Origin of the sequence: Paracoccus zhejiangensis (assembly GCF_002847445.1) — a bacterium.
GTDB classification, from domain to species: domain Bacteria; phylum Pseudomonadota; class Alphaproteobacteria; order Rhodobacterales; family Rhodobacteraceae; genus Paracoccus; species Paracoccus zhejiangensis.
The window spans coordinates 1,042,683-1,062,439 of record NZ_CP025430.1; the positions used below are offsets into that span (position 1 = coordinate 1,042,683).

General features: G+C 66.9%; 16 protein-coding genes and 1 other RNA gene. 12 read left to right on the forward strand and 5 right to left on the reverse strand.

The window, feature by feature from the left end; translation table 11 throughout:
* Positions 1-64: 64 nt before the first annotated feature.
* Positions 65-1,963, reverse strand: a complete 1,899-nt coding sequence (locus tag CX676_RS05150) for an extracellular solute-binding protein (protein ID WP_101751667.1) — start codon at positions 1,961-1,963, stop codon at positions 65-67.
* A gap of 395 nt (positions 1,964-2,358) precedes the next feature.
* Positions 2,359-2,901 (reverse strand): c-type cytochrome, encoded by a 543-nt coding sequence (locus CX676_RS05155; protein ID WP_101751668.1) that lies wholly within the window; start codon positions 2,899-2,901, stop codon positions 2,359-2,361.
* A 178-nt stretch (positions 2,902-3,079) separates the two neighbouring features.
* Here CX676_RS05155 and CX676_RS05160 point away from each other — a divergent pair, with 178 nt between their 5' ends.
* Positions 3,080-3,955, forward strand: coding sequence for a prephenate dehydratase (locus CX676_RS05160; protein ID WP_101751669.1), 876 nt, complete (start codon positions 3,080-3,082; stop codon positions 3,953-3,955).
* A 12-nt stretch (positions 3,956-3,967) separates the two neighbouring features.
* On the opposite strand, the gene CX676_RS22470 is transcribed toward CX676_RS05160, so the two are convergent.
* Positions 3,968-4,426: a hypothetical protein gene (locus tag CX676_RS22470; RefSeq protein ID WP_157935848.1), complete on the reverse strand. Its 459-nt coding sequence runs from the start codon at positions 4,424-4,426 to the stop codon at positions 3,968-3,970.
* 295 nt (positions 4,427-4,721) lie between these two features.
* Between CX676_RS22470 and CX676_RS05170 the strand changes: the two genes are divergently transcribed.
* A complete protein-coding gene (locus CX676_RS05170) occupies positions 4,722-6,629 on the forward strand; it encodes a bifunctional 2',3'-cyclic-nucleotide 2'-phosphodiesterase/3'-nucleotidase (RefSeq protein WP_232816586.1) in 1,908 nt (635 codons plus the stop codon).
* Positions 6,630-6,661: 32 nt separating this feature from the next.
* An RNA gene (gene ffs, locus CX676_RS05175) (signal recognition particle sRNA small type) lies at positions 6,662-6,758 on the forward strand.
* A gap of 26 nt (positions 6,759-6,784) precedes the next feature.
* On the opposite strand, the gene CX676_RS05180 is transcribed toward ffs, so the two are convergent.
* The gene (locus tag CX676_RS05180; protein ID WP_101751670.1) at positions 6,785-7,573 is read right to left on the reverse strand and encodes a class I SAM-dependent methyltransferase; all 789 of its coding nucleotides are present in this window, start codon (positions 7,571-7,573) and stop codon (positions 6,785-6,787) included.
* Positions 7,574-7,630: 57 nt separating this feature from the next.
* Here CX676_RS05180 and gloB point away from each other — a divergent pair, with 57 nt between their 5' ends.
* The 5 genes from gloB (at position 7,631) to CX676_RS05205 (ending at position 14,321) form a co-directional block, all read left to right on the forward strand.
* Positions 7,631-8,377 (forward strand): hydroxyacylglutathione hydrolase, encoded by a 747-nt coding sequence (gene gloB / locus CX676_RS05185; RefSeq protein ID WP_101751671.1) that lies wholly within the window; start codon positions 7,631-7,633, stop codon positions 8,375-8,377.
* A 184-nt stretch (positions 8,378-8,561) separates the two neighbouring features.
* Positions 8,562-10,883, forward strand: coding sequence for an ATP-dependent Clp protease ATP-binding subunit ClpA (gene clpA, locus CX676_RS05190; protein ID WP_101751672.1), 2,322 nt, complete (start codon positions 8,562-8,564; stop codon positions 10,881-10,883).
* A 295-nt stretch (positions 10,884-11,178) separates the two neighbouring features.
* Positions 11,179-12,222, forward strand: a complete 1,044-nt coding sequence (locus CX676_RS05195) for an endonuclease/exonuclease/phosphatase family protein (RefSeq protein ID WP_101751673.1) — start codon at positions 11,179-11,181, stop codon at positions 12,220-12,222.
* A gap of 69 nt (positions 12,223-12,291) precedes the next feature.
* On the forward strand, positions 12,292-13,386 hold the full coding sequence (gene hisC, locus CX676_RS05200) for a histidinol-phosphate transaminase (protein ID WP_101751674.1): 1,095 nt from the start codon (positions 12,292-12,294) through the stop codon (positions 13,384-13,386).
* Positions 13,383-14,321: a prephenate/arogenate dehydrogenase family protein gene (locus tag CX676_RS05205; RefSeq protein WP_101751675.1), complete on the forward strand. Its 939-nt coding sequence runs from the start codon at positions 13,383-13,385 to the stop codon at positions 14,319-14,321. The genes hisC and CX676_RS05205 overlap by 4 nt, the downstream gene beginning before the upstream one ends.
* 9 nt (positions 14,322-14,330) lie before the next feature.
* On the opposite strand, the gene CX676_RS05210 is transcribed toward CX676_RS05205, so the two are convergent.
* On the reverse strand, positions 14,331-15,407 hold the full coding sequence (locus CX676_RS05210; RefSeq protein WP_101751676.1) for a DUF2125 domain-containing protein: 1,077 nt from the start codon (positions 15,405-15,407) through the stop codon (positions 14,331-14,333).
* A gap of 103 nt (positions 15,408-15,510) precedes the next feature.
* On the opposite strand from CX676_RS05210, the gene CX676_RS05215 reads away from it, so the two are divergent.
* The 4 genes from CX676_RS05215 (at position 15,511) to CX676_RS05230 (ending at position 19,753) form a co-directional block, all read left to right on the forward strand.
* Complete coding sequence (locus CX676_RS05215; RefSeq protein WP_101751677.1) at positions 15,511-16,089, forward strand: gamma-glutamylcyclotransferase; 579 nt, start codon at positions 15,511-15,513, stop codon at positions 16,087-16,089.
* Positions 16,090-16,178: 89 nt separating this feature from the next.
* Positions 16,179-17,555 carry a hypothetical protein gene (locus CX676_RS05220; RefSeq protein WP_332872949.1) on the forward strand — a complete coding sequence of 459 codons (1,377 nt, stop codon included), beginning with the start codon at positions 16,179-16,181 and terminating at the stop codon, positions 17,553-17,555.
* Between the two features lie 8 nt (positions 17,556-17,563).
* Positions 17,564-19,282, forward strand: a complete 1,719-nt coding sequence (locus CX676_RS05225; protein ID WP_101751678.1) for a peptidoglycan -binding protein — start codon at positions 17,564-17,566, stop codon at positions 19,280-19,282.
* Positions 19,283-19,327: 45 nt separating this feature from the next.
* On the forward strand, positions 19,328-19,753 hold the full coding sequence (locus CX676_RS05230) for a DUF1489 family protein (RefSeq protein WP_101751679.1): 426 nt from the start codon (positions 19,328-19,330) through the stop codon (positions 19,751-19,753).
* Positions 19,754-19,757: the final 4 nt, after the last annotated feature.

Consider the following 19,757-nt stretch of genomic DNA (forward strand, 5'->3'; position numbering starts at 1 on the left):
CACGCCTTGTCGGCAATCCGCACCCGGAAATCAAGCGGATTGCCCGGTTTCAGCCCGCCAAGGCTCAGCGCAGCGCGCCCTCGGCCTTCAGCTTGGCTTCCTTCTCGGGGTTGAACCACCAGAAATCCATCTCGCCCAGGGCAAAGTCCGGCAGCGTCTCGGGACGCTCGTACATGTCGTAATAGGCCAGCAGGTGATCGGCATTGTACCATTGCGGGATGCTGAGGAACATCGCCCGCAGGGACCGGTCCAGTGCACGGGCGGCAGTCTCCATTTCTTCCTGCGTCTTGGCGTGCTCGACATCCTTCATCAACTTGTCGATGGCCGGGTTCTTCAGACCCAGAAGATTACTTTCGGACTCGGCATATTCGCTGCCGAAGACCGGCAGCATCTCGGCGCCGGGAATGGGAGACTGGCCGATGAACGTCGAGGTGATGTCGAAATCATGCTCGCGCTCGCGCGATTCCAGCTCGGCATTGTCGACACGGGCATTCACCGCATCGACCCCGATGCCGCGCAGGGCTTCGACATAAGGATTAAGAATGCGATCCAGCGTCACGGAATCATTCATGAATTCGACGCGCAGAACCTCGCCCTTGTCATTCCGGCGCAACCCGTCACTGCCGATGGTCCAGCCGGCCTCGTCCAAGAGCGCCCCGGCCGCCCGCATCGCCCGGCGGTCGCGCGGCTGTTCGCTGCCCTCGGGCCAGACAAAGGCGGGCTCGGTAAAGACCGTCTCGGGCAGATCGGCCTTCAGGGGTTCCAGCAGCGCCAGTTCCTCGGGCGACGGCATCCCCTCGGCGGCGAGCGGCCGGTTCTGCCAATAGCTCTGCTGCCGCGAATAGAGGCCGTAGAACATCTTGTCGTTGGTCCATTGGAAGTTGAACATCATGCCAATGGCCTGACGCACGCGCGGGTCCTGAAACTTCTCGCGGCGCAGGTTGAAGACCCAGGCCTGCCCCGAAACGCTGCTGTTGTCGGGCAGGGTCTCGACCTTGACCCAGCCCTTTTCCTGCGCCGGGAAGTTATAGGCCGTCGCCCATTTGATCGAGCTGTTCTCGCGCCGGAAGGTGTATTCGCCGGCGGTGAAGGCCTGAAAGGCTGCGTCGTAATCGGCGAAATGCTCATAGCGCATGCGGTCGAAATTGTGCCGCCCGACATTCAGGGCCAGATCCTTGCCCCAGTAATCCTCGCGCCGCGTCACCTCGACCCAGCGGCCCATGTTCCACCCGGACAGTTCGTAAGGACCCGAGCCGATCAGCGGCTTGTCCATGGTCTCGTCGAGCTTCAGCGCGCGCGTCTCGAAATCGGCCTTCGACATGATCGGCAGGCCGCCGACGAAACTGACCACCTCGCGGCGGGGGTAATCGGGGGTGAAGGTGAATTTCACCGTGTGATCATCCAGCGCCTCGACCGAGGCGATCTGCTGCTGGATCATCAGCTTGGTGCCGGTCGAACCCTGATCGCGCATCGCCTCGACCGAGAAGACCACATCGGCGGCGGTCATCGGGCTGCCATCGGCGAATTTGACCTCGGGGCGCAGGTGGAAGATCACCCAGTCGCGGCTTTCGGGATATTCCAGCGTCTCGCAGAGAAGGCAGTAGGAGGCGCCGAAATCGCTGGAATCGCGATCCATCAGCGTTTCCAGCATGGTGGCGGAAAAGACCGCTGGCCGGCCCTTGAAGGTGAAGGGGTTGAAATTGTCGAAGTTCGAGGTGTTGGGCACGGATTCGATGATGTAGCCGCCCTTCGGCGCCTTGGGGTTCACATAGGGCAGATGCGGGAAATCGGCGGGCAGTTTCAGATCGCCGATGATCGCATAGCCATGCGAGACCGTCACACCCTCGTCCGTGGCCGGGGCAGCGGCGGCGGGTGTCGCCGCCTCCGGGGCCGCCTCCTGTGCTGATGCGGGCAGGATGCCGAAGCCAGCCAGCAGGCCGATCAGCGGAAGGATGGGGCGCATGGGTCTCTCCCTGTCGTGGTGGACCGCAGGCTAGGGCAGCGCCGGGCCGGGGATCAAGCCGCGTTTTCGTGAACGAGGGGGAGTTAGGAGCAGAACAGGGCCTCGGGCAGCGACCCGGCCCGGGAACCAGGGCAAAGCCCGCCCGGGCCAGCGGACGACCGCCCCCTCGGGCGGCCGCTCTGGTGCGGTTCAGCACCGAACAGCTGCTCGATGTGCTTGCGCCATAAAGGTGATCTGCCCGACCGCCGCAGCGGCCCCCGGCGGTCGACCGCTGGCCCTATGCCCTTCGCATGATCACCGTCGCCGAAGGCAAGCGGCCCCACATTTCTGTCTTCCCCAAACCAAAAGGGCGCGGCCACCGGCCACGCCCCTCGAATTCTCTTGCCCTGCGAACCTTACGGCTGCGCGGCCAGGTAGGCGATCAGGTCGGCGCGGTCCTGCGGGTCCTTCAGGCCGGCGAAGGACATCTTGGTGCCCGAGACGACGCCTTTCGGGTTGGCCAGGAATTCCTGCAGCGCCTCGGGGGTCCAGGTCGGTGCTTCGCCGGCATGGGCGACCATGGCGTCCGAGTAACCGAAGCCACCGACCGAAGCCACGGCGCGATCGACGATGCCGTTCAGGTGCGGGCCGGTGCCGTCGCTGCCGTCCAGCTTGTGGCAGGCCTTGCACTTGCCGAAATCCTTCTCGCCCGCGGCGACATCGGCCTGGGCCATCAGCGCGGCGAAATCGATCTGTTCTTCCTCGGCGCCGGCATCGCCGCCTGCGGCCTCTTCAACCGGAATCGTATAGGCCTGAGCGGCCGCCTCGCCGTCGTGAGACCCTTCACCGCTGGCGCCGACGTGATATACGCCGCTGGCAGCCCAGCCAGCGAGCAACAGGAACAGAAGCGCGCCGATCAGCGCGCCAGCCGCCTTGGTGATGGTCATGGTATCGAACATTGCCTGCCGTCCCCGGTTTGGTAAGCCTTAAATTTGGCCCGTATCTATCCGCTTTCTCTTTGCGGGATCAAGGTATAGTTAGCCCGAACATGGCAGAAACCGGGTGATAAGTCACAGCCCCTGCCACCGCTCCCCTGCCCTGACCGGCCCGGTGCCGGACCAGCCTATGGATTGTACCATGACCCAGTTCGCCCCGACAAACCGCATCGCCTTCCAGGGCGAACTTGGCGCCTATAGCCACGAGGCCTGCCGCAATGCCCGCCCGGGCATGGAGCCGCTGCCCTGCCGCGCCTTCGAGGACGTGATCGAGGCGGTGCGCAGCGGCCAGGCCGATCTGGCGATGCTGCCGGTCGAGAACTCGACCTATGGCCGGGTGGCCGACATCCACCGCCTGCTGCCGGCATCAGGGCTGCACATCGTCGACGAGGCCTTTGTCCGCGTCCATATCAGCCTGATGGCCATGCCCGGCGTCGCCATTGAGGATATCCGCAAGGTCCGTGCCCACCTGGTTCTGCTGCCGCAATCGGCCTCTTACCTCGCGCGCTATGGCATCCGCGGCGAATCCGCCGCCGACAGCGCCGGGGCCGCCGCCGAACTGGCGGTCAGCGGCAAGCGCGACGAGGGCGTGCTGGCCTCGGACCTGGCCGCCGAGATCCACGGGCTGACCATCCTCGCCCGCCATATCGAGGATCACGCCCATAACACCACGCGCTTCCTGATCATGTCGCGGGTGGACGACCATGCCCGCCGCGCCGAGAAGATGATGACCACCTTCGTCTTCCGCGTGCGCAACATCCCGGCGGCGCTCTACAAGGCGATGGGCGGTTTCGCCACCAATGGCGTCAACATGACCAAGCTGGAAAGCTACATGGCCGACGGCGTCTTCACCGCGACGCAGTTCTATGCCGATATCGAGGGCCACCCCGAGGACCCGCATGTGCGCCGCGCGCTGGACGAGCTGGCCTTCTTCTCCTCCAGCCTGTCGATCCTCGGCGTCTATCCCGCCGATCCGCTGCGCGCCGAACAGGAGCAGCCGGTCGAGGGCGAGGGCTAGGCTGCCCGCGTCTCAGGCGCGGCCGGCCGTCATCTCGCTCACCAGCCGCGCGACGCCCGCGTCGAATTTCCGGTCCAACTGCGACTTGCCCAGCTTGGCGGTCTGCAGCATCAGCCGAGCGCGCATGTTGCGCGGCAGGGCCTCGGCCTCGAACATCACCCGCGACCGCTGCTTGCTCAGCGCCATCACGGTCAGGTCGATGATCAGGTCGAAGGCCTCGGACAGCCCGCTGATCACCATGCGCCCGGGCGCCTCGAGCTGCATGACCTCGAGACGCAGGTCGCGCCGCCGTCCGCGCCAGTCGAATCCGACCTGCCAGCCTGCCCCTGCCGCCGGCTGCTGCGCCGGGTCGAGCCGGGTCACCGCCGCGCCGCGACGTGCCAGGATGCGCTCGAGCCGCTCGAAATCGATGAGGGATTGAAACAGCTGATCCGCGGTCAGCTCGGTATCCTTGCGGGTCGAGAATTTCATGAACGACCAATCTGATTGACGATGGAATGCAACGGAACCGGTTACAAAAGCGTTGTGCAGTTAGAAGGAAGTCGTGAGGTTTTCAAGTCAGCCCGGTGATCCGCTGACAGGGAACCCGCAACGAAATTGTTGACGCGCGCCGTCCGACGGGCGATTGACTCAATCGTCAGTTGAGAGCAGCGCGAGTCGGAACGACATCGCCTCCCCCGGCGATCATCTGACATGCGCGGCACGGCCTGAACGACGCCGCCGAAAACGCGAAAACCGTGGGGGATGTAGGAGCGAGGAGCCAGCAGTGGCTGACGGCAACGGAGGCATCAAGTCCGCGGCGGGCCGGAACGGCTGGACGGCCGATACGGCCACGCTTGCGCTGCGGATCATGGCGACCACCGACATGCACATGCATGTGCTGCCCTATAACTACCTTGCCGACAAACCCTCGAACCGCTTGGGACTGGCGCGCACCGCCTCGCTGATCGAGGCGCGGCGGTCCGAGGTGGCGAACTCGCTGCTGCTGGACAATGGCGATTTCCTGCAGGGCAATCCGCTCGGTGACTATATCGCCGAGGTGCGCGGGGTCAGCTCGCGCAGCCCGCATCCGGCGATCGCTGCGATGAACGCCATGGGCTATGACGCGGGCACGCTTGGCAATCACGATTTCACCTTCGGCACCGGCTTCCTGCGCCGGGTGCTGAACGGCGCGGCATTCCCCTTGACCGTGGCCAACCTGGTGCCCCGCTCGGGCCCCGGTTTCGCGCCCTGGCTGATGCTCGAGCGCAAGCTGGTCGATGGCTATGGCACCGCCTATCCGATCCGTATCGGGGTGATCGGTTTCGCGCCGCCGCAGACAGTCGATTGGGACCGCAATCTCGGCAATGAACTGGCCAGCGAGGACATCCTCGACAGCGCCCGCCGCCTCTTGCCGCGGCTAAAAGCCGCAGGCGCCGACCTGGTCATCGCACTGGCCCATAGCGGCATAGGCCCGATCGAGCCAACGCCGCGAATCGAGAACGCAGCCACCGCGCTGGCCGCCTTGCCCGAGATCGATGTCATCATCGCGGGCCATACCCATCAGGTCTTTCCCGATCCGCAATTCCCGCCCCAACCCGGTGCCGATCCGCTGCGCGGCACGCTGATGGGCAAGCCGGCGGTGATGGCGGGGTTCGGCGGCTCGCACCTGGGGGTGATCGACCTGCAGCTTGCCCGCAGCGACGAGGGTGCCTGGCGCGTTGCCGACTTCACCGTCGCCGCCGAACCGGTCGAGAGCAAGCATCTGCCGCTGCGGCGGATCTACTCCACCACCATCGGCGCTCATCGCGAAACCCTGCGCCATATCCGCCGCCGCGTCGGAAGGACGGAGGCGCCGCTGAACAGTTATTTCGCGCTGATCGGACAGGACCCCGGCCTCAGGCTGGTGGCGATGGCACAGCGCTGGCATGTCCGGCGGATGCTGCGCGACACCGAATGGGCGAACCTGCCGATCCTCTCGGCGGTCGCCCCCTTCCGCGCCGGCGGGCGGGGCGGGCCTGAGTATTATACCGATGTCCCGGTCGGAGCGCTGACCCTGCGCAACCTGGCCGATCTCTATTTCTACCCCAACCGCATCTGCGCCATCGAAGTGACCGGCGCGCAGCTGAGCGGCTGGCTGGAGCGATCCGCCGGAATCTTCCGGCAGATGCAGCCCGGGCTGGCGGACCAGCCGCTGATCGACCCGGACTTCCCCAGCTACAATTTCGACGTGATCGACGGCCTCGGCTGGCAGGTCGACCTGACCCGGCCGCCGCGCTTTCACCCCAGCGGCAGGCTTCTGGACCCCGAGGCCACGCGCATCCGCAACCTGACCCATCATGGCCGCCCGGTCGCCGACGAGGACCGTTTCCTGCTGGCGACGAATTCCTATCGGCTGGCCACCTGCGGGCTATTCGGGCCGCTAGTCGGCGAGAATCGCGTGGTGCTGGACGACGAGGCGATGACGCGCGACGTGCTGCGCCGCTATGTCCGCCGCCGCCGCCGCATCCTGCCCGCCAGTGTCCGGCATTGGGAGTTCCTGCCGGTCGCCGGGGCCTCGGCCATCTTCGAGACCGGGCCATCGGCGGTCAAGCATATGGAACGGCTGGAAAATGCCGGCGATTACGCGCTGGAATGCGCGGGCGAGACCGAGGATGGCTTCATCCGCATCCGGTTGAACCTTTCCCGGGGTTGATCCCGCCCGCGCCCTGCCCTATCTAGCCCCTCGAGAGGTTGGCGCGGGCGAGCGTTTCGCCAACCCGGTCAGGTCCGGAAGGAAGCAGCCGCAACGAATCCCGCTTGGGTCGCTGTCCAGCCTCTCACCTTACCCAACAGTCTGATCTTTGCCGCTCAGTCGTGCTTGCCGCCCGGCTGGTGCCGCGCCACCTCCTGCCGCCCCGGCCGTGGCCGGGTGATGCCGCCCAGCACCTCGATCGGGCTTGGCACATGCACACCGACCCCCGTGCCCACCGGGCCCAGCACCTGCTTTGACAGCTCTGCCAGCACCACGCCGGCGATCAAAACCCGGCTGATCCGGGTGCCGGTGCGCTCCCAGAACTGCGCGCTGCGCAGCCAGAAGCGCCGGTCCGAGGGCGGGATATAGAGGGCCGCGCCATGCCAGTCGCTGACGAACCCCGCCCGCCGCGCCTGCTGGTCCAGCTGCCCGGCGGTATAGCTGCGCCCGAGCCCGAAGGGCGTCCGGTCCGAGGCCGCCCAGAGCCCTGCCCGGTTCGGCACCATGACGAGCATCCGCCCCCCCGGCCCCAGCACCCGCCAGGCCTCGGCCAGAAGCGCGTCGGGGTGATCGCTGGTCTCGAGCCCGTGCAGCATCACGAGCCGGTCGAGGCTGCCGGTGTCGATGGGCCAAGCCGTCTCGTCGCAGAGAACGCTGTGATTGGCCGCCCCGGCAGGCCAGCCCATCACCCCCTGCGGACCCGGCATCAAGGCCGTCACCCGCCGCGCCGTCGCCAGATAGGGCCGCAGCATCGGCGCGGCGAAACCGAAGCCCGCCACGCTCATCCCCTGCACCTGCTGGGGCTGCCAGCGCTGTACCAGCCGGTCGCGCAGCACCCGCTGGACCACCCGGCCGATGGACCGCTGGTAATAGAAGCGCTGCAGGTCGGCGATATCGTGATGCATTGCACCCGGTCCGTGGTTTTGCGACCCTGACCACACCACAGGGAAAGGACTTTGCCAATGCCGGTCGAACTGGTCACCATCCGCTGCCTGCAGGACAACTATGCCTATCTGGTCCATGGCGCGGGCGAGACGGTGCTGATCGACGCTCCCGAGGCGGCGCCGATCCTTGCGGCGCTGGCCGAGCGCGGCTGGTCGCTGGACCGCATCCTGCTGACCCATCACCATGCCGATCACGTGCAGGCCGTGGCCGAGATCGTCGCCGCCACCGGTGCGAAGGTCACGGGTGCCGCCGCCGATGCCCACCGCCTGCCGCCGCTCGACCACGCCGTCGCGCCGGGCGACAGCTTCGCCCTCTGCGGAGAGGAGGCGCGGGTGATCGATGTCTCGGGTCACACCGTTGGGCATGTGGCCTTCCACCTGCCCGGCCCGGCGCTGGCCTTTACCGCCGACAGCCTGATGGCGATCGGCTGCGGGCGGCTGTTCGAGGGCAGCGCCCCGATGATGTGGGAGAGCCTGTCGCGGCTGAACGCCCTGCCCGGCGAAACGCTGATCTGCTCGGGCCATGATTATTGCGCCGGCAATGGCGCCTTCGCGCTCTCGGTTGACCCCGACAATGCCGCGCTGAAGCAGCGCCTGTCGGGGGTCAAGAGCGGCACCCTGCCCTGCGCGCCGGCGACGCTGGCAGTCGAGCGGGCGACCAATCCCTTCCTGCGTGTAACCGAACTGCGGGGGTCGCTTGGCCTCGTGGGCGCATCCGATGCCGAGGTCTTTGCCCGGCTGCGCACGATGAAGGACTCGTTCTGAACCTTGAAATCTGTCTTTTGGGTGAACAGATTTGCCTCAATCGCGGATTTTTGCGGCCCGGCTTTAAGAATTCACTTGAAGCCAGACCCATTCCACCAAATCTTAACTGTATCGTGACAGTCTGGACAGGTGGGCCGCTACATCTTGGCCCATACCGCAGGCCGACTGACAGGAGACGACGCCCGTGCCGAGTTTTTCGACATCGCTTGAACAGGCCATCCACGCAGCCCTCGCGCTTGCCAATGAACACCGCCACGAACTGGCCACGCTGGAGCATTTGCTGCTGGCGCTGACGGACGAGCCCGAGGCGGTGAAGGTGATGCGCGCCTGTAACGTCGATCTGGACGAGCTGCGAAAACTGCTGATCGAATATATCGAGGATGACCTCTCGACGCTGATCACCGATGTCGAGGGCAGCGAGGCCGTGCCGACCGCCGCCTTCCAGCGGGTGATCCAGCGCGCCGCCATCCATGTGCAAAGCTCGGGCCGCTCGGAAGTGACCGGGGCGAACGTGCTGGTCGCGATCTTCGCCGAACGCGAATCGAACGCCGCCGCCTTCCTGCAGGAACTGGACATGACCCGTTACGACGCGGTCAATTTCATCGCCCATGGCGTCGCCAAGAACCCCAGCTTCAGCGAGGCGCGGCGCATCGTCGGCGCCGAGAACGAGGAAGAGGCCAAGGCCGCCGAAGCGCCGGAACCCAAGGACGAAACCGCGTTGGCGAAATACTGCGTCGATCTGAACGCCAAGTCGAAGAAGGGTGATGTTGACCCGCTGATCGGCCGCGAACCCGAGGTCGAGCGCGCCATCCAGGTGCTGTGCCGCCGCCGCAAGAACAACCCGCTGCTGGTGGGCGATCCCGGCGTGGGCAAGACCGCCATCGCCGAGGGTCTGGCCAAGAAGATCGTCGAGGGCGACACGCCCGACGTGCTGTCCGGGGCCACCATCTTCTCGCTCGACATGGGCGCGCTGCTGGCCGGCACCCGCTATCGGGGCGATTTCGAGGAGCGGCTGAAAGCCGTGGTGAAGGAGCTTGAGAACCATCCCGACGCGATCCTGTTCATCGACGAGATCCATACGGTGATCGGCGCGGGCGCCACCTCGGGCGGGGCGATGGATGCCTCGAACCTGCTGAAACCGGCCTTGGCCGGCGGCAAGCTGCGCTGCATGGGTTCGACCACCTACAAGGAATACCGCCAGCATTTCGAGAAGGACCGGGCACTGAGCCGCCGGTTCCAGAAGATCGACGTGAACGAGCCGACGGTACCCGACAGCATCAAGATCCTGATGGGGCTGAAGCCGCATTTCGAAAAGCACCACGACCTGCGTTATAACAATGACGCAATCAAGGCGGCGGTGGAGCTGGCGCATCGCTACATCAACGACCGCAAGCTGCCGGACAGCGCCATCGACGTGATCGACGAGGCCGGTGCGGCGCAGCACCTGGTTGCCGAAAGCAAGCGCCGCAAGACGCTGGGGCCGAAGGAGATCGAGGCCGTGGTCGCCAAGATCGCCCGCATCCCGCCGAAGAACGTCAGCAAGGACGATGCCGAGGTGCTGCGCGATCTGGATGTCTCGCTGAAGCGGGTCGTCTTCGGCCAGGACAAGGCCATCGAGGCGCTGGCCAGCGCGATCAAGCTGGCCCGTGCCGGGTTGCGCGAACCGGAAAAACCGATCGGGAACTATCTCTTTGCCGGGCCGACCGGGGTGGGCAAGACCGAGGTGGCCAAGCAGCTGGCGAATACGCTGGCGGTGGAACTTCTGCGCTTCGACATGTCGGAATACATGGAGAAGCACGCGGTCAGCCGCCTGATCGGCGCGCCTCCGGGATATGTGGGTTTCGACCAGGGCGGGCTGCTGACCGATGGTGTCGACCAGCATCCGCATTGCGTGCTGTTGCTCGATGAGATCGAGAAGGCGCATCCGGATGTCTACAACATCCTGCTGCAGGTGATGGATCACGGCAAGCTGACCGACCATAACGGCCGGCAGGTGGATTTCCGCAACGTGATCCTGATCATGACCACCAATGCCGGCGCCGCCGACCAGGCCAAGGCCGCCTTCGGCTTCGGCCGCGACCGGCGCGAGGGCGAGGATGTCGAGGCGATCGAGCGTATGTTCACGCCGGAATTCCGCAACCGGCTGGATGCGGTGGTCAGCTTTGCGCCGCTGCCGCGCGAGGTCATCGTGCAGGTGGTCGAGAAGTTCGTGCTGCAGCTGGAAGCCCAGCTGATGGACCGCAACGTCCATATCGAGCTGACCCCGGAAGCCGCCGACTGGCTGGCCGAAAAGGGCTATGACGACAAGATGGGCGCGCGGCCGCTTGGCAGGGTGATCCAGGAGACGATCAAGAAGCCATTGGCCGAGGAATTGCTGTTCGGCCGGCTGACCAAGGGCGGCGTGGTGAAGGTGAAGCTCGAGGATGACAAGCTGGTCTTCGACATCACCGGCCCCGACGCCCCGCGCATCGGCAAGTCGAAGCCGCCGCTGCTGACGGCGGACTGATCGCGCCGCGATAGAACGGGACGCCCCTGCCGGAAAGATCTGGCGGGGGCGTTTTTGTTTGTGATGCCGCACCACCGTTTCGCCTGCAGACCCGGCCCGGAATCGAGGCACGCAGTGCCGCCGGGACAGCGCCTGCCCGTCCCCCGGGCTGGCGCTGTCCCTCTGTTCGGAACGCGGGGCAAAGCACGGATTGCCATGTCCACCCACCATCATCTCCCCAATCGACAGCCCTCCCCTCTTCCGCTATCCTCAACCTATCCGCGTCTGCCCTGACCTCTTGCAAGGAATGCCAGCCATGGCCCGACGCGATATCTCTTTTGCCTCCTTCAACCTCCTGAACCTGCAGCTGCCCGGACGGCCGGTCTATACCGATGCCGATGGCTGGGATGCCGGGATCTACCAGAAGAAGATCGACTTCACCGCCACGACGCTCGACCGGCTCGACGCCGATGTCTATGGCTGCCAGGAGCTCTGGGCGCCCGAGGCGCTGCAGCAGGCGCTGGACCAGTCGGGGCTTGCCGCCAGCCATCAGATCGTCACCCCGCCGGGCCATCCGGGCACGAGGATCACCTGCGCGGCGGTGGTGCGGCGCGAGATGCTGGTGGGCGAGGCCGAATGGATCACCGACTTCCCGCCCGAGATGGTGCTGCGCTCGACCGGCGACGATCCCCAGCAGCCGGCGATCGCGGTCGGGCTGCGCGGTTTCTCGCGTCCCGTCCTGCACCTGCAGGTGCAGCCCGATCCCTCGACCCCGGTGATCCATGTCTTCGTCTGCCATTTCAAGTCGCGCCGCCCGGCCGAGGTCTGGCGCGAGCGCGACTGGTATGACCGCAACATCCATGCCCCCCATGCCAATGCCATCGGCTACGCGCTCTCCACCATCCGCCGCACCGCCGAGGCCGCGGCCCTGCGGGTGCTCGCCACCCGGATCGCCAAGGGCAGCCATGTCCCGGTGGTGATGATCGGCGACATGAATGACAGCAAGGACAGCAACACGCTGAACATCCTGACCGAGCAGCCGCGCTATCTCTCGACCCTGTCGCGGGGCGGCGGCGACAATGCCATGTACACGGCGCAGGTGCTGCAGGAATACCGCTCGGTCCGCGATGTCTACTACACCCATATCCATCAGGACATGCATGACAGCCTGGACCACATCCTCGTCAGCGAGGAGTTCTATGACAATTCGCGCGACCGGTTGTGGCGTTTTGACGACATGCTGGTGGTGAACGACCACCTGAACTGGGACGATCACAAGACCAGTGGCACGAACGATCACGGGCTGATCGTCGCGCGCTTCCGCTGGCAGCCTCCCACGGCCGAGATGCCGTTCGTCTGAGGCCCGCGCCACCTTCCCTTGCCCCGCCGCCCCCGCTATGACGGCTGCGGAACAGCTGGGGGCAAGGGCATGGCAGGGATCGCGGCGCAGCCGGGCATCATGGAGATCGCGCTTTATGTCAGCGGCGAAAGCAAGCTGGCGGGCCGCAGCGATGTGCTGAAGCTGTCGGCCAATGAGAACCCCTATGGTTGCAGCCCCAATGCGACGGCGGCCTTCACCGCTGCGGCGACCGACCTGCACCGCTATCCGGCGACTGACCATGCCGGGTTGCGCCGGGCCATCGGCGAGGTTCACGGCCTCGATCCCGACCGGATCATCTGCGGCGTCGGCTCGGACGAGGTGCTGCAATTCGTGGCGCAGGCCTTTGCCGGCGCGGGTGACGAGGTCATCACCACACAGCACGGCTTTGCCATGTACCCGATCCTCGCCCATGCGGTTGGCGCGACGCCGGTGACGGTGGCCGAGCGTGACCGCCGGATCGACGTGGACGCGATCCTTGCTGCGGTGACTGAGCGCACGCGGATCGTGTTCCTCGCCAATCCCGCCAATCCCACCGGCACCATGCTAAGTGCAGACGAGTTGCACAGGTTGGCCGCCGGCCTGCCCGAGAGCTGCCTCATGGTTCAGGATGGCGCCTATGCCGAGTTTGCCGAGGGGTTCGATGGCGGTATCTCACTGGTCGAGGCGTTCCCGAATGTCATCATGACCCGGACCTTCTCGAAGATCCACGGGCTCGGCGGGCTGCGCATCGGCTGGGGATATGCCCGGCGCGAGGTGATCGACGTGCTGAACCGCCTTCGCCAGCCCTTCAACCTGTCGAACGCGCAGATGGCGGCGGCAGAAGCGGCGATCCGCGACACGGATTTCACCGCCCGCTGCGCCAGCGAGAATGCGCGCCTCAGGCGCTGGATGCGCGAGCAACTGGTGCAGATGGGTGTGGGTTGCGACGAAAGCCATGCCAATTTCCTGCTGGCGCGCTTTGCCAGCCCCGATCAGGCCAAGGCCTGTGACGCCGCCCTGCGCGAGGCCGGGATCATCGTCCGCCCGGTGGCCAGCTATGGCCTCCCCGAGGCGCTGCGGATCACCGTGGGCGACGAGGATGGCTGCCGCCGGGTGATCGGCATCATCAGTGATTTCATGGCAGATCAGCGGGGCGCGGCATGAGCGTGGTTTATGAACGTGTGGCCCTGATCGGGCTGGGGCTGATCGCGGGCTCGATGGCCCATGCCATGCGCGCCCATGGTCTGGCGGGACATGTCGCGGGCTATGCGCGATCATCAGAGACTCGCGAGACGGCGCGGCGCATCCATCTGTGCGACAGCATCCATGACAGCGCCGCCGAGGCGGTGAAGGATGCCGACCTGGTGGTGCTGGCGGTGCCGGTGCGCGCCATGGCCGAGGTGGCCGAGGCCATCGCCCCCTATCTGAAACCCGGCGCGACCGTCACCGATGTCGGCTCGGTCAAGCGTTCGGTCATCGAAGCAGTTGGCCCGCATATCCCCGAGGGCGTGCATTTCATCCCCGGCCACCCGCTGGCCGGGACCGAACATTCCGGTCCGCTGTCGGGCTTTGCTAGCCTGTTCCAGAACCGCTGGTGGCTTCTGACCCCGACCGAGGGCACCGACCCGGCGGCGCTGGCGCGGCTGCAGGACCTGATCCGCGGCATGGGCGCCAATACCGAGGACATGGAGGCCGGGCATCACGATCTGGTCCTGGCCGTGACCAGCCATGTGCCGCACCTGATCGCCTATACGATGGTGGGCGTGGCCGATCACCTGCGCCGGGTGACCGAAAGCGAGGTCATCAAGTATTCGGCGGCGGGGTTCCGCGATTTCACGCGCATCGCCGCCAGCGACCCGACCATGTGGCGCGACGTGTTCCTGGAAAACACCGATGCGACGCTGGATATCCTTGGGCGGTTCACCGAGGAGTTGTTCGTGCTGCAGCGCGCCATCCGCATGGGCGACGGGCAGCATCTGCACGATTATTTCACCCGCACCCGCGCCATCCGCCGCGGCATCATCGAGGCCGGTCAGGATACGGATGCTGCGGATTTCGGACGCAGCGCGGGGACGAAACAGGCCGACGGCAAGGGCTGAGCGAAGGGGTCAACCCTTCCGCGATCCAGGCAGCCGGGCGATCGGGATAGCGCCGAGGAACAGCTTGCCGTCGCGCAGGAACAGGGGCAGCCGCGTCTCGCCCTCGGCCGGTGCGGGGAAGGTAAAGCCGGTCCGCGCGGGCGCTGCAGGGACTTCGGCCCCCTCTTTCTGCACCGGCTCCATCGGGAATTGCGACAGCCCGTTCAGCACCACGTTGCCGAAGCTAACCCCCGCCGCCGGCATCAGCCCGGCATCGGACGCCGCCTTCAGCCAGGCCTGCCCGTCGGTGCTGTAAAGCGCCAGCCGTCCCGTGGGCAGACCCCGGTCATCGGTCAGCACTTCGCCGACCAGCCGCGCCGTCAGATCGCCGATGCTGAGCTCCATCCCGTCGCTGCGGAAACCGACGGGCCGCACCTGCTCGCGCTGGCCCTGCAACATGCCGCGCCCCGGCGCGGCATCGAGCCAGACCCGCGCCTGACCCTGCAGCCCCACCTGCCCCGGCAGGACAAGCGGCGGCAGGCCGAAGCCCGCCAGCACCGCCGGGTCCAGCCCATCGAGCGCCAGGTCCACATCATAGGCAGCGCCTGCCGCCGGCGGTGCGTCATGGCCAAGCGAGGCGAGCCGCGCGTCGGCTGACACCGCCTGCAGCAGCGCCTGTCCGTCCAGATCGACCACGCCCGAGGACAGGTTCACCCGCGACACCGCCATGTTCTTCGTCGGCGAGACGCGCAGCGACATTTCGGCCGCCTGCATCTGCGCCGCGACCGGCTGGCCGTCCAGCGTCAGTTGCGCGGTTTCGGGCAGGGTTGCGTGCAACTCGACCGGGGCGGTCGGCGGCACCCAGAGGTCAACCCAGGGCAAGGTCATTTCGACCGGCGCGCCGCGCAGCTGCCCGGTCACCTCGACCTGATCGGCGCGCAGCCCGATTCGGCGCGTCTCGCGCAGCGGCGTAACCGCGCTGGCGGCGACATCCTGACGCTGGTCGATCATCGCCGTCGCCCGTCCGGCCAGCCAGCTTTCCCCGCCCAGCCACACTCCGCCCACGAGAAGGGCAACCAGCACCACGATCCAGATCAGCACGCGCATCAAGTCCTCATTCCAAGGCTCCAGCCTCGCGCGGGTCGCGCGGGTCTTGGAACCGGCGGCATCGTGGCCTAACTTGGCATCAGACGGAAGGGCATCACGAAGAATGTCATCACTTCATTGGATATTTGGTTACGGCTCGCTGATGTGGGATCCGGGCTTCCGGGTGGTCGAGTCGGTGACCGCGCGGCTCGAGGGTTTCGCGCGCAGCTTCTGCCTGCGTTCGACCCGCTATCGCGGCACCAAGGAGGCGCCCGGCCTGGTGCTGGGTCTTGACGAGGACCCGGCAGCGTATTGCACCGGCATCGCCCTGCGCTTTGCCGATCAGGATCGCGACGAAGTGCTGGCCTATCTGCGCGAGCGGGAAATGGTCACCTATGCCTATCGCGAAGCGATCCTGCCCGTGACGCTCAGCGATGGCCGCAAGGTCGAGGCGCTGACCTATGTGATGCAGCGCGACCATGCCCAATATGCCGGCAACCTGTCGCCCTGCGAACAGGCCCGGATCATCTCGGACGCGCAGGGCTTGCGCGGGCCGAATGCCGATTACCTGTTCAACACCACCCGGCACCTGGCCCAGATCGGCCTGTCCTGCGCCGAGCTCGACAAGCTGTCCGAGGATGTGCGGCGCCTGATCGCAGAGCGCGGCAAGGGCCATGGCGAGGGCGATGGAAAGACCGGATAATCTTATCCTTTCTGCCTGCTTGGCAAGTGGCAGAGTGGCCCCTACACTCGCCCCTGATCCCACAGGGAACAGCACGGGGCGCGACACAGTTGACTGATCCGACCACCGACCCGACCGGCCAGCCCCGCAGTCCCGACGAGCGTGGCAGCGGTTCCGCCCGCCGCCGCATCACCGCCAAACGGGCCGAGCGTCTGGGGGCGGTGGTCAAGCCGCAATTCTCGCAGCCGGTGCGGCAGATCTTCCTGATGGGGACGGTTCTGGTGCTGGTCATCCTCGGCGCCTGGTTCGCCTATGGTCGCATCCTGCCGATCTTTGCCGCCAACCGCTTCCTGAACGGGCTGATCCTCGGTGTCTTCGTCCTCGGCGTGCTGGCCTGCTTCTGGCAGGTGGCGCAGCTGGTGCAATCGGTCAGCTGGATCGAGCGTTTCGCCGCCTCGCGCCGCGAGGCGCTGGCCGTGGGGCGTTCGGTCGGCTCTGCCGAGGCCGACCAGTCCAGCGATGCGCCGCGCCTGCTGGCCCCCTTGGCCGCGCTGCTGGGCAATCGCGACGCCACTGGCGGGGTGATCTCGACCGGGGCCAGTCGCTCGATCCTCGATTCGGTCGCCACCCGCATCGACGAAGCGCGCGACATCACCCGCTATCTCGCCAACCTGCTGATCTTCCTCGGGCTTCTGGGCACCTTCTACGGCCTCGCCACCACCGTTCCGGCGGTGGTCGAGACCATCCGGGCGCTGGCCCCGCAGGAGGGTGAAACCGGGGTCGAGGTCTTTGCCAAGCTGATGGGCGGGCTCGAGGCGCAGCTGGGCGGCATGGCCGTGGCCTTTTCCTCGTCGCTTCTTGGTCTGGCCGGATCGCTGGTCGTGGGCCTCTTGGAACTTTTCGCCACCCATGGCCAGAACCGCTTCTTCCGCGAGTTGGAAGAGTGGATGTCCGGCTTTACCCGCATCTCGCTGGCGGGGTCCGAGGATGATGCCATCGATCAGGCGGCGATCGCCGGTTTCCTTGACCAGATGGCCGGGCAGATGGACCGGCTGCAGCAATTCCACGCCGAACGCGATGCCGACCGCGACCAGGCAGCCGAGCAGGCGGACGAACGGGTGGTGGTCATGGCCGAGTCGGTCGAGGCGCTGCTGCGCCAGGTCGTGGCCGAGCGCGAGGCGACCGTCGCCCGCGCCGCCTCGCTGAACTCGGCGCTGAACCGCATCGCCGACGGGCAGGACCGGCTGATCGCGCAGGGCGAGGCCGGCGGCACCGCCGCGCCGGGCGCGGGCAACCTGGTGGGGATCGAGGCGGCGCTGCTGCGGCTGTCCGATGACCTGAACATCGGGCGCGAGGAGATGCTGGTCGAGTTGCGCTCGGACCTCTTGGTGCTGACCCGGGCGGTGCGGGCCGCGCGCTTTGGCGATCCGTTCCGCGACGACAAGCTGCCACCCCTGCGCGGGCAACCGCCGCGCGATCCGGGCTAGGTTCGCCGATGGCCCTCAACCGCGCCTCGAACAAGCGTTTCTCGACCAATATCTGGCCGGGCTTCGTCGATGCGCTGGCGACGCTGTTGATGGTGATGATCTTCGTCCTCACCATTGCGCTGGTGGTGCAATCGGTGCTGCGCGACCAGATCACCAGCAAGGATGACGAGATCGCCCTGCAGGACCAGCAGTTGGCCACGCAGGACCAGCGGCTCTCGGCGCAGGAACAGCGGCTTGGCGTGCTGGGCAGCCAGGTCGCGCAGCTGACCGGCGCGCTGACCGCCTCCGAGGACGAGGCGGCGGCGCTTGGCGGGCAACTGGCCGATGCCGAGGCCGAGGCGCGGCGCCGCGCCGCCGAGATCACCCGGCTCAGCACCGACCTGACCGCCCGCCGCCAGCAGCTTGCCGCGCAGGAACAGAAGCTGGCCCAGACCGGGCAGGAGCTGGAGCAGGCGCAAAGCCGGATGAGCGATTTCGAGGCCGAAGTGGCCGCCCTGATCGCCGCGCGCGAGGCTGGCACGGCGCAGGCCGCGACACGGGAAGCGGAGTTGCAAAGCCAGCTGGCCGAGGAACAGCGCAAATCCTCGGCCGCCGAACTGGCGGTCGCGGCGGCACGGGACGAGATCGATGCGCAGGCCGAACAGGCAAGGCTGGCCGCCGCCCGCCGCGATGCGTTGCAGGCACTGATCGCCGACCTGCGCAGTCGTGGCTCGGGCGCCGCCGCCGACCAGGCACAGTTGCAGACCGCACTGAGCGAGGCCGAGGCGGCACGACTGGCCGAATCCGAAGCCGCCAAGGCCCTGCGCGCGCGGCTGGAAAGCGCCGATAGCGAGCTGACGGCGATGACCCTGTCGCTGGAGGAAAGCCGCCGCAAAGCCGAGGAGACGCTGACCCTGCTGGCCGCCGCCGAGGCCGCGCGCGAGCGTCTGGGGGGCGAGATCGCGGAAAAAGCCACCGAGGCCGAGCAACAGGCGGCTCTGCTGGCGACGGCGCGGGCGGAACTGGCCAAGCAAGAGGATCTGTCAGCCGAAGGTCAGCGCCGGGTGGCGCTGCTGAACGAACAGGTGGCCTCGCTGACCGGGCAGCTGGGCCGGCTGCAAGCCGCGCTGGATAGTGCCGGCGAGGGACAGGAAACGGCGGAATTGCGGGTGGCGGAACTGGGCCAGCAATTGAACGCCGCGCTTTTGCGGACCTCCGAGGAACGGCAGGCGCGGCTGGCCTTGGAACAGCAGGCACGCGAAGCCGCCGAGGCCGAGGCCAAGGATCTGGCCCGCTATCGCTCGGAATTCTTCGGCCGGCTGTCGCAGATCCTGCAGGGACGCGAGGGCGTCGAGGTGGTGGGCGACCGCTTCGTCTTTTCCTCGGAGGTGCTGTTCCAGCCCGGCGAAGCCGCGCTGTCCGAAGCCGGTCGCACGCAGGTCCGCAATGTCACCGGCCTGCTCGACAGCGTCTCCAGCGAGATCCCGCCCGAGATCGACTGGATCATCCGCGTCGATGGGCATACGGACAACCTGCCGCTGTCGGGCACCGGCCGCTACCGCGACAACTGGGAACTCAGCCAGGCCCGCGCGCTGGCCGTGGTGCGCTACATGATCGACGAGCTGGGCTTCCCGGCGGGGCGTGTCGCCGCCACCGGCTTTGCCGATACCCGCCCGGTTGCCGCCGGGGACACGCCCGAGGCGCGGGCGCTGAACCGCCGGATCGAGCTGAAGCTGACCGAACGCTGACCACCCCGCCTTGCGGGGGATTTCGCCGCCCCCTATCTTGCGGCTATGAGTCCCGCACCCCTGAACCTGATGAAGCTTTGCGTCGGCGCCGACGCGCCCGAGGACCTGCTGGCCTGGCAGCAGATGCGCTTTGGCGGCGGCACCGCCTGCCACGTCACCCGCATGTGGCCCAAGCGCGAGGACGAACTGTTGCAGGGCGGTTCGCTTTACTGGGTGTTCAAGGGGGTGATGTCGGCGCGCCAGCGGCTGATCGGGCTCGAGGAGCGCATCGGCGAGGACGGCATCCGCCGCTGCGCCCTGATGCTGGACCCGGACCTGATCCGCGTCACCGCCGTTCCCCGCCGTCCGTTCCAAGGCTGGCGCTACCTGAAAGGCGCGGAGGCACCGATCGACCTGCCGCGCGGCGCCGCGAATGACACGCCCCTGCCGCCCGAGGTCGCTGCAAGACTGGCCGAGATGGGGCTGATCTGACCAC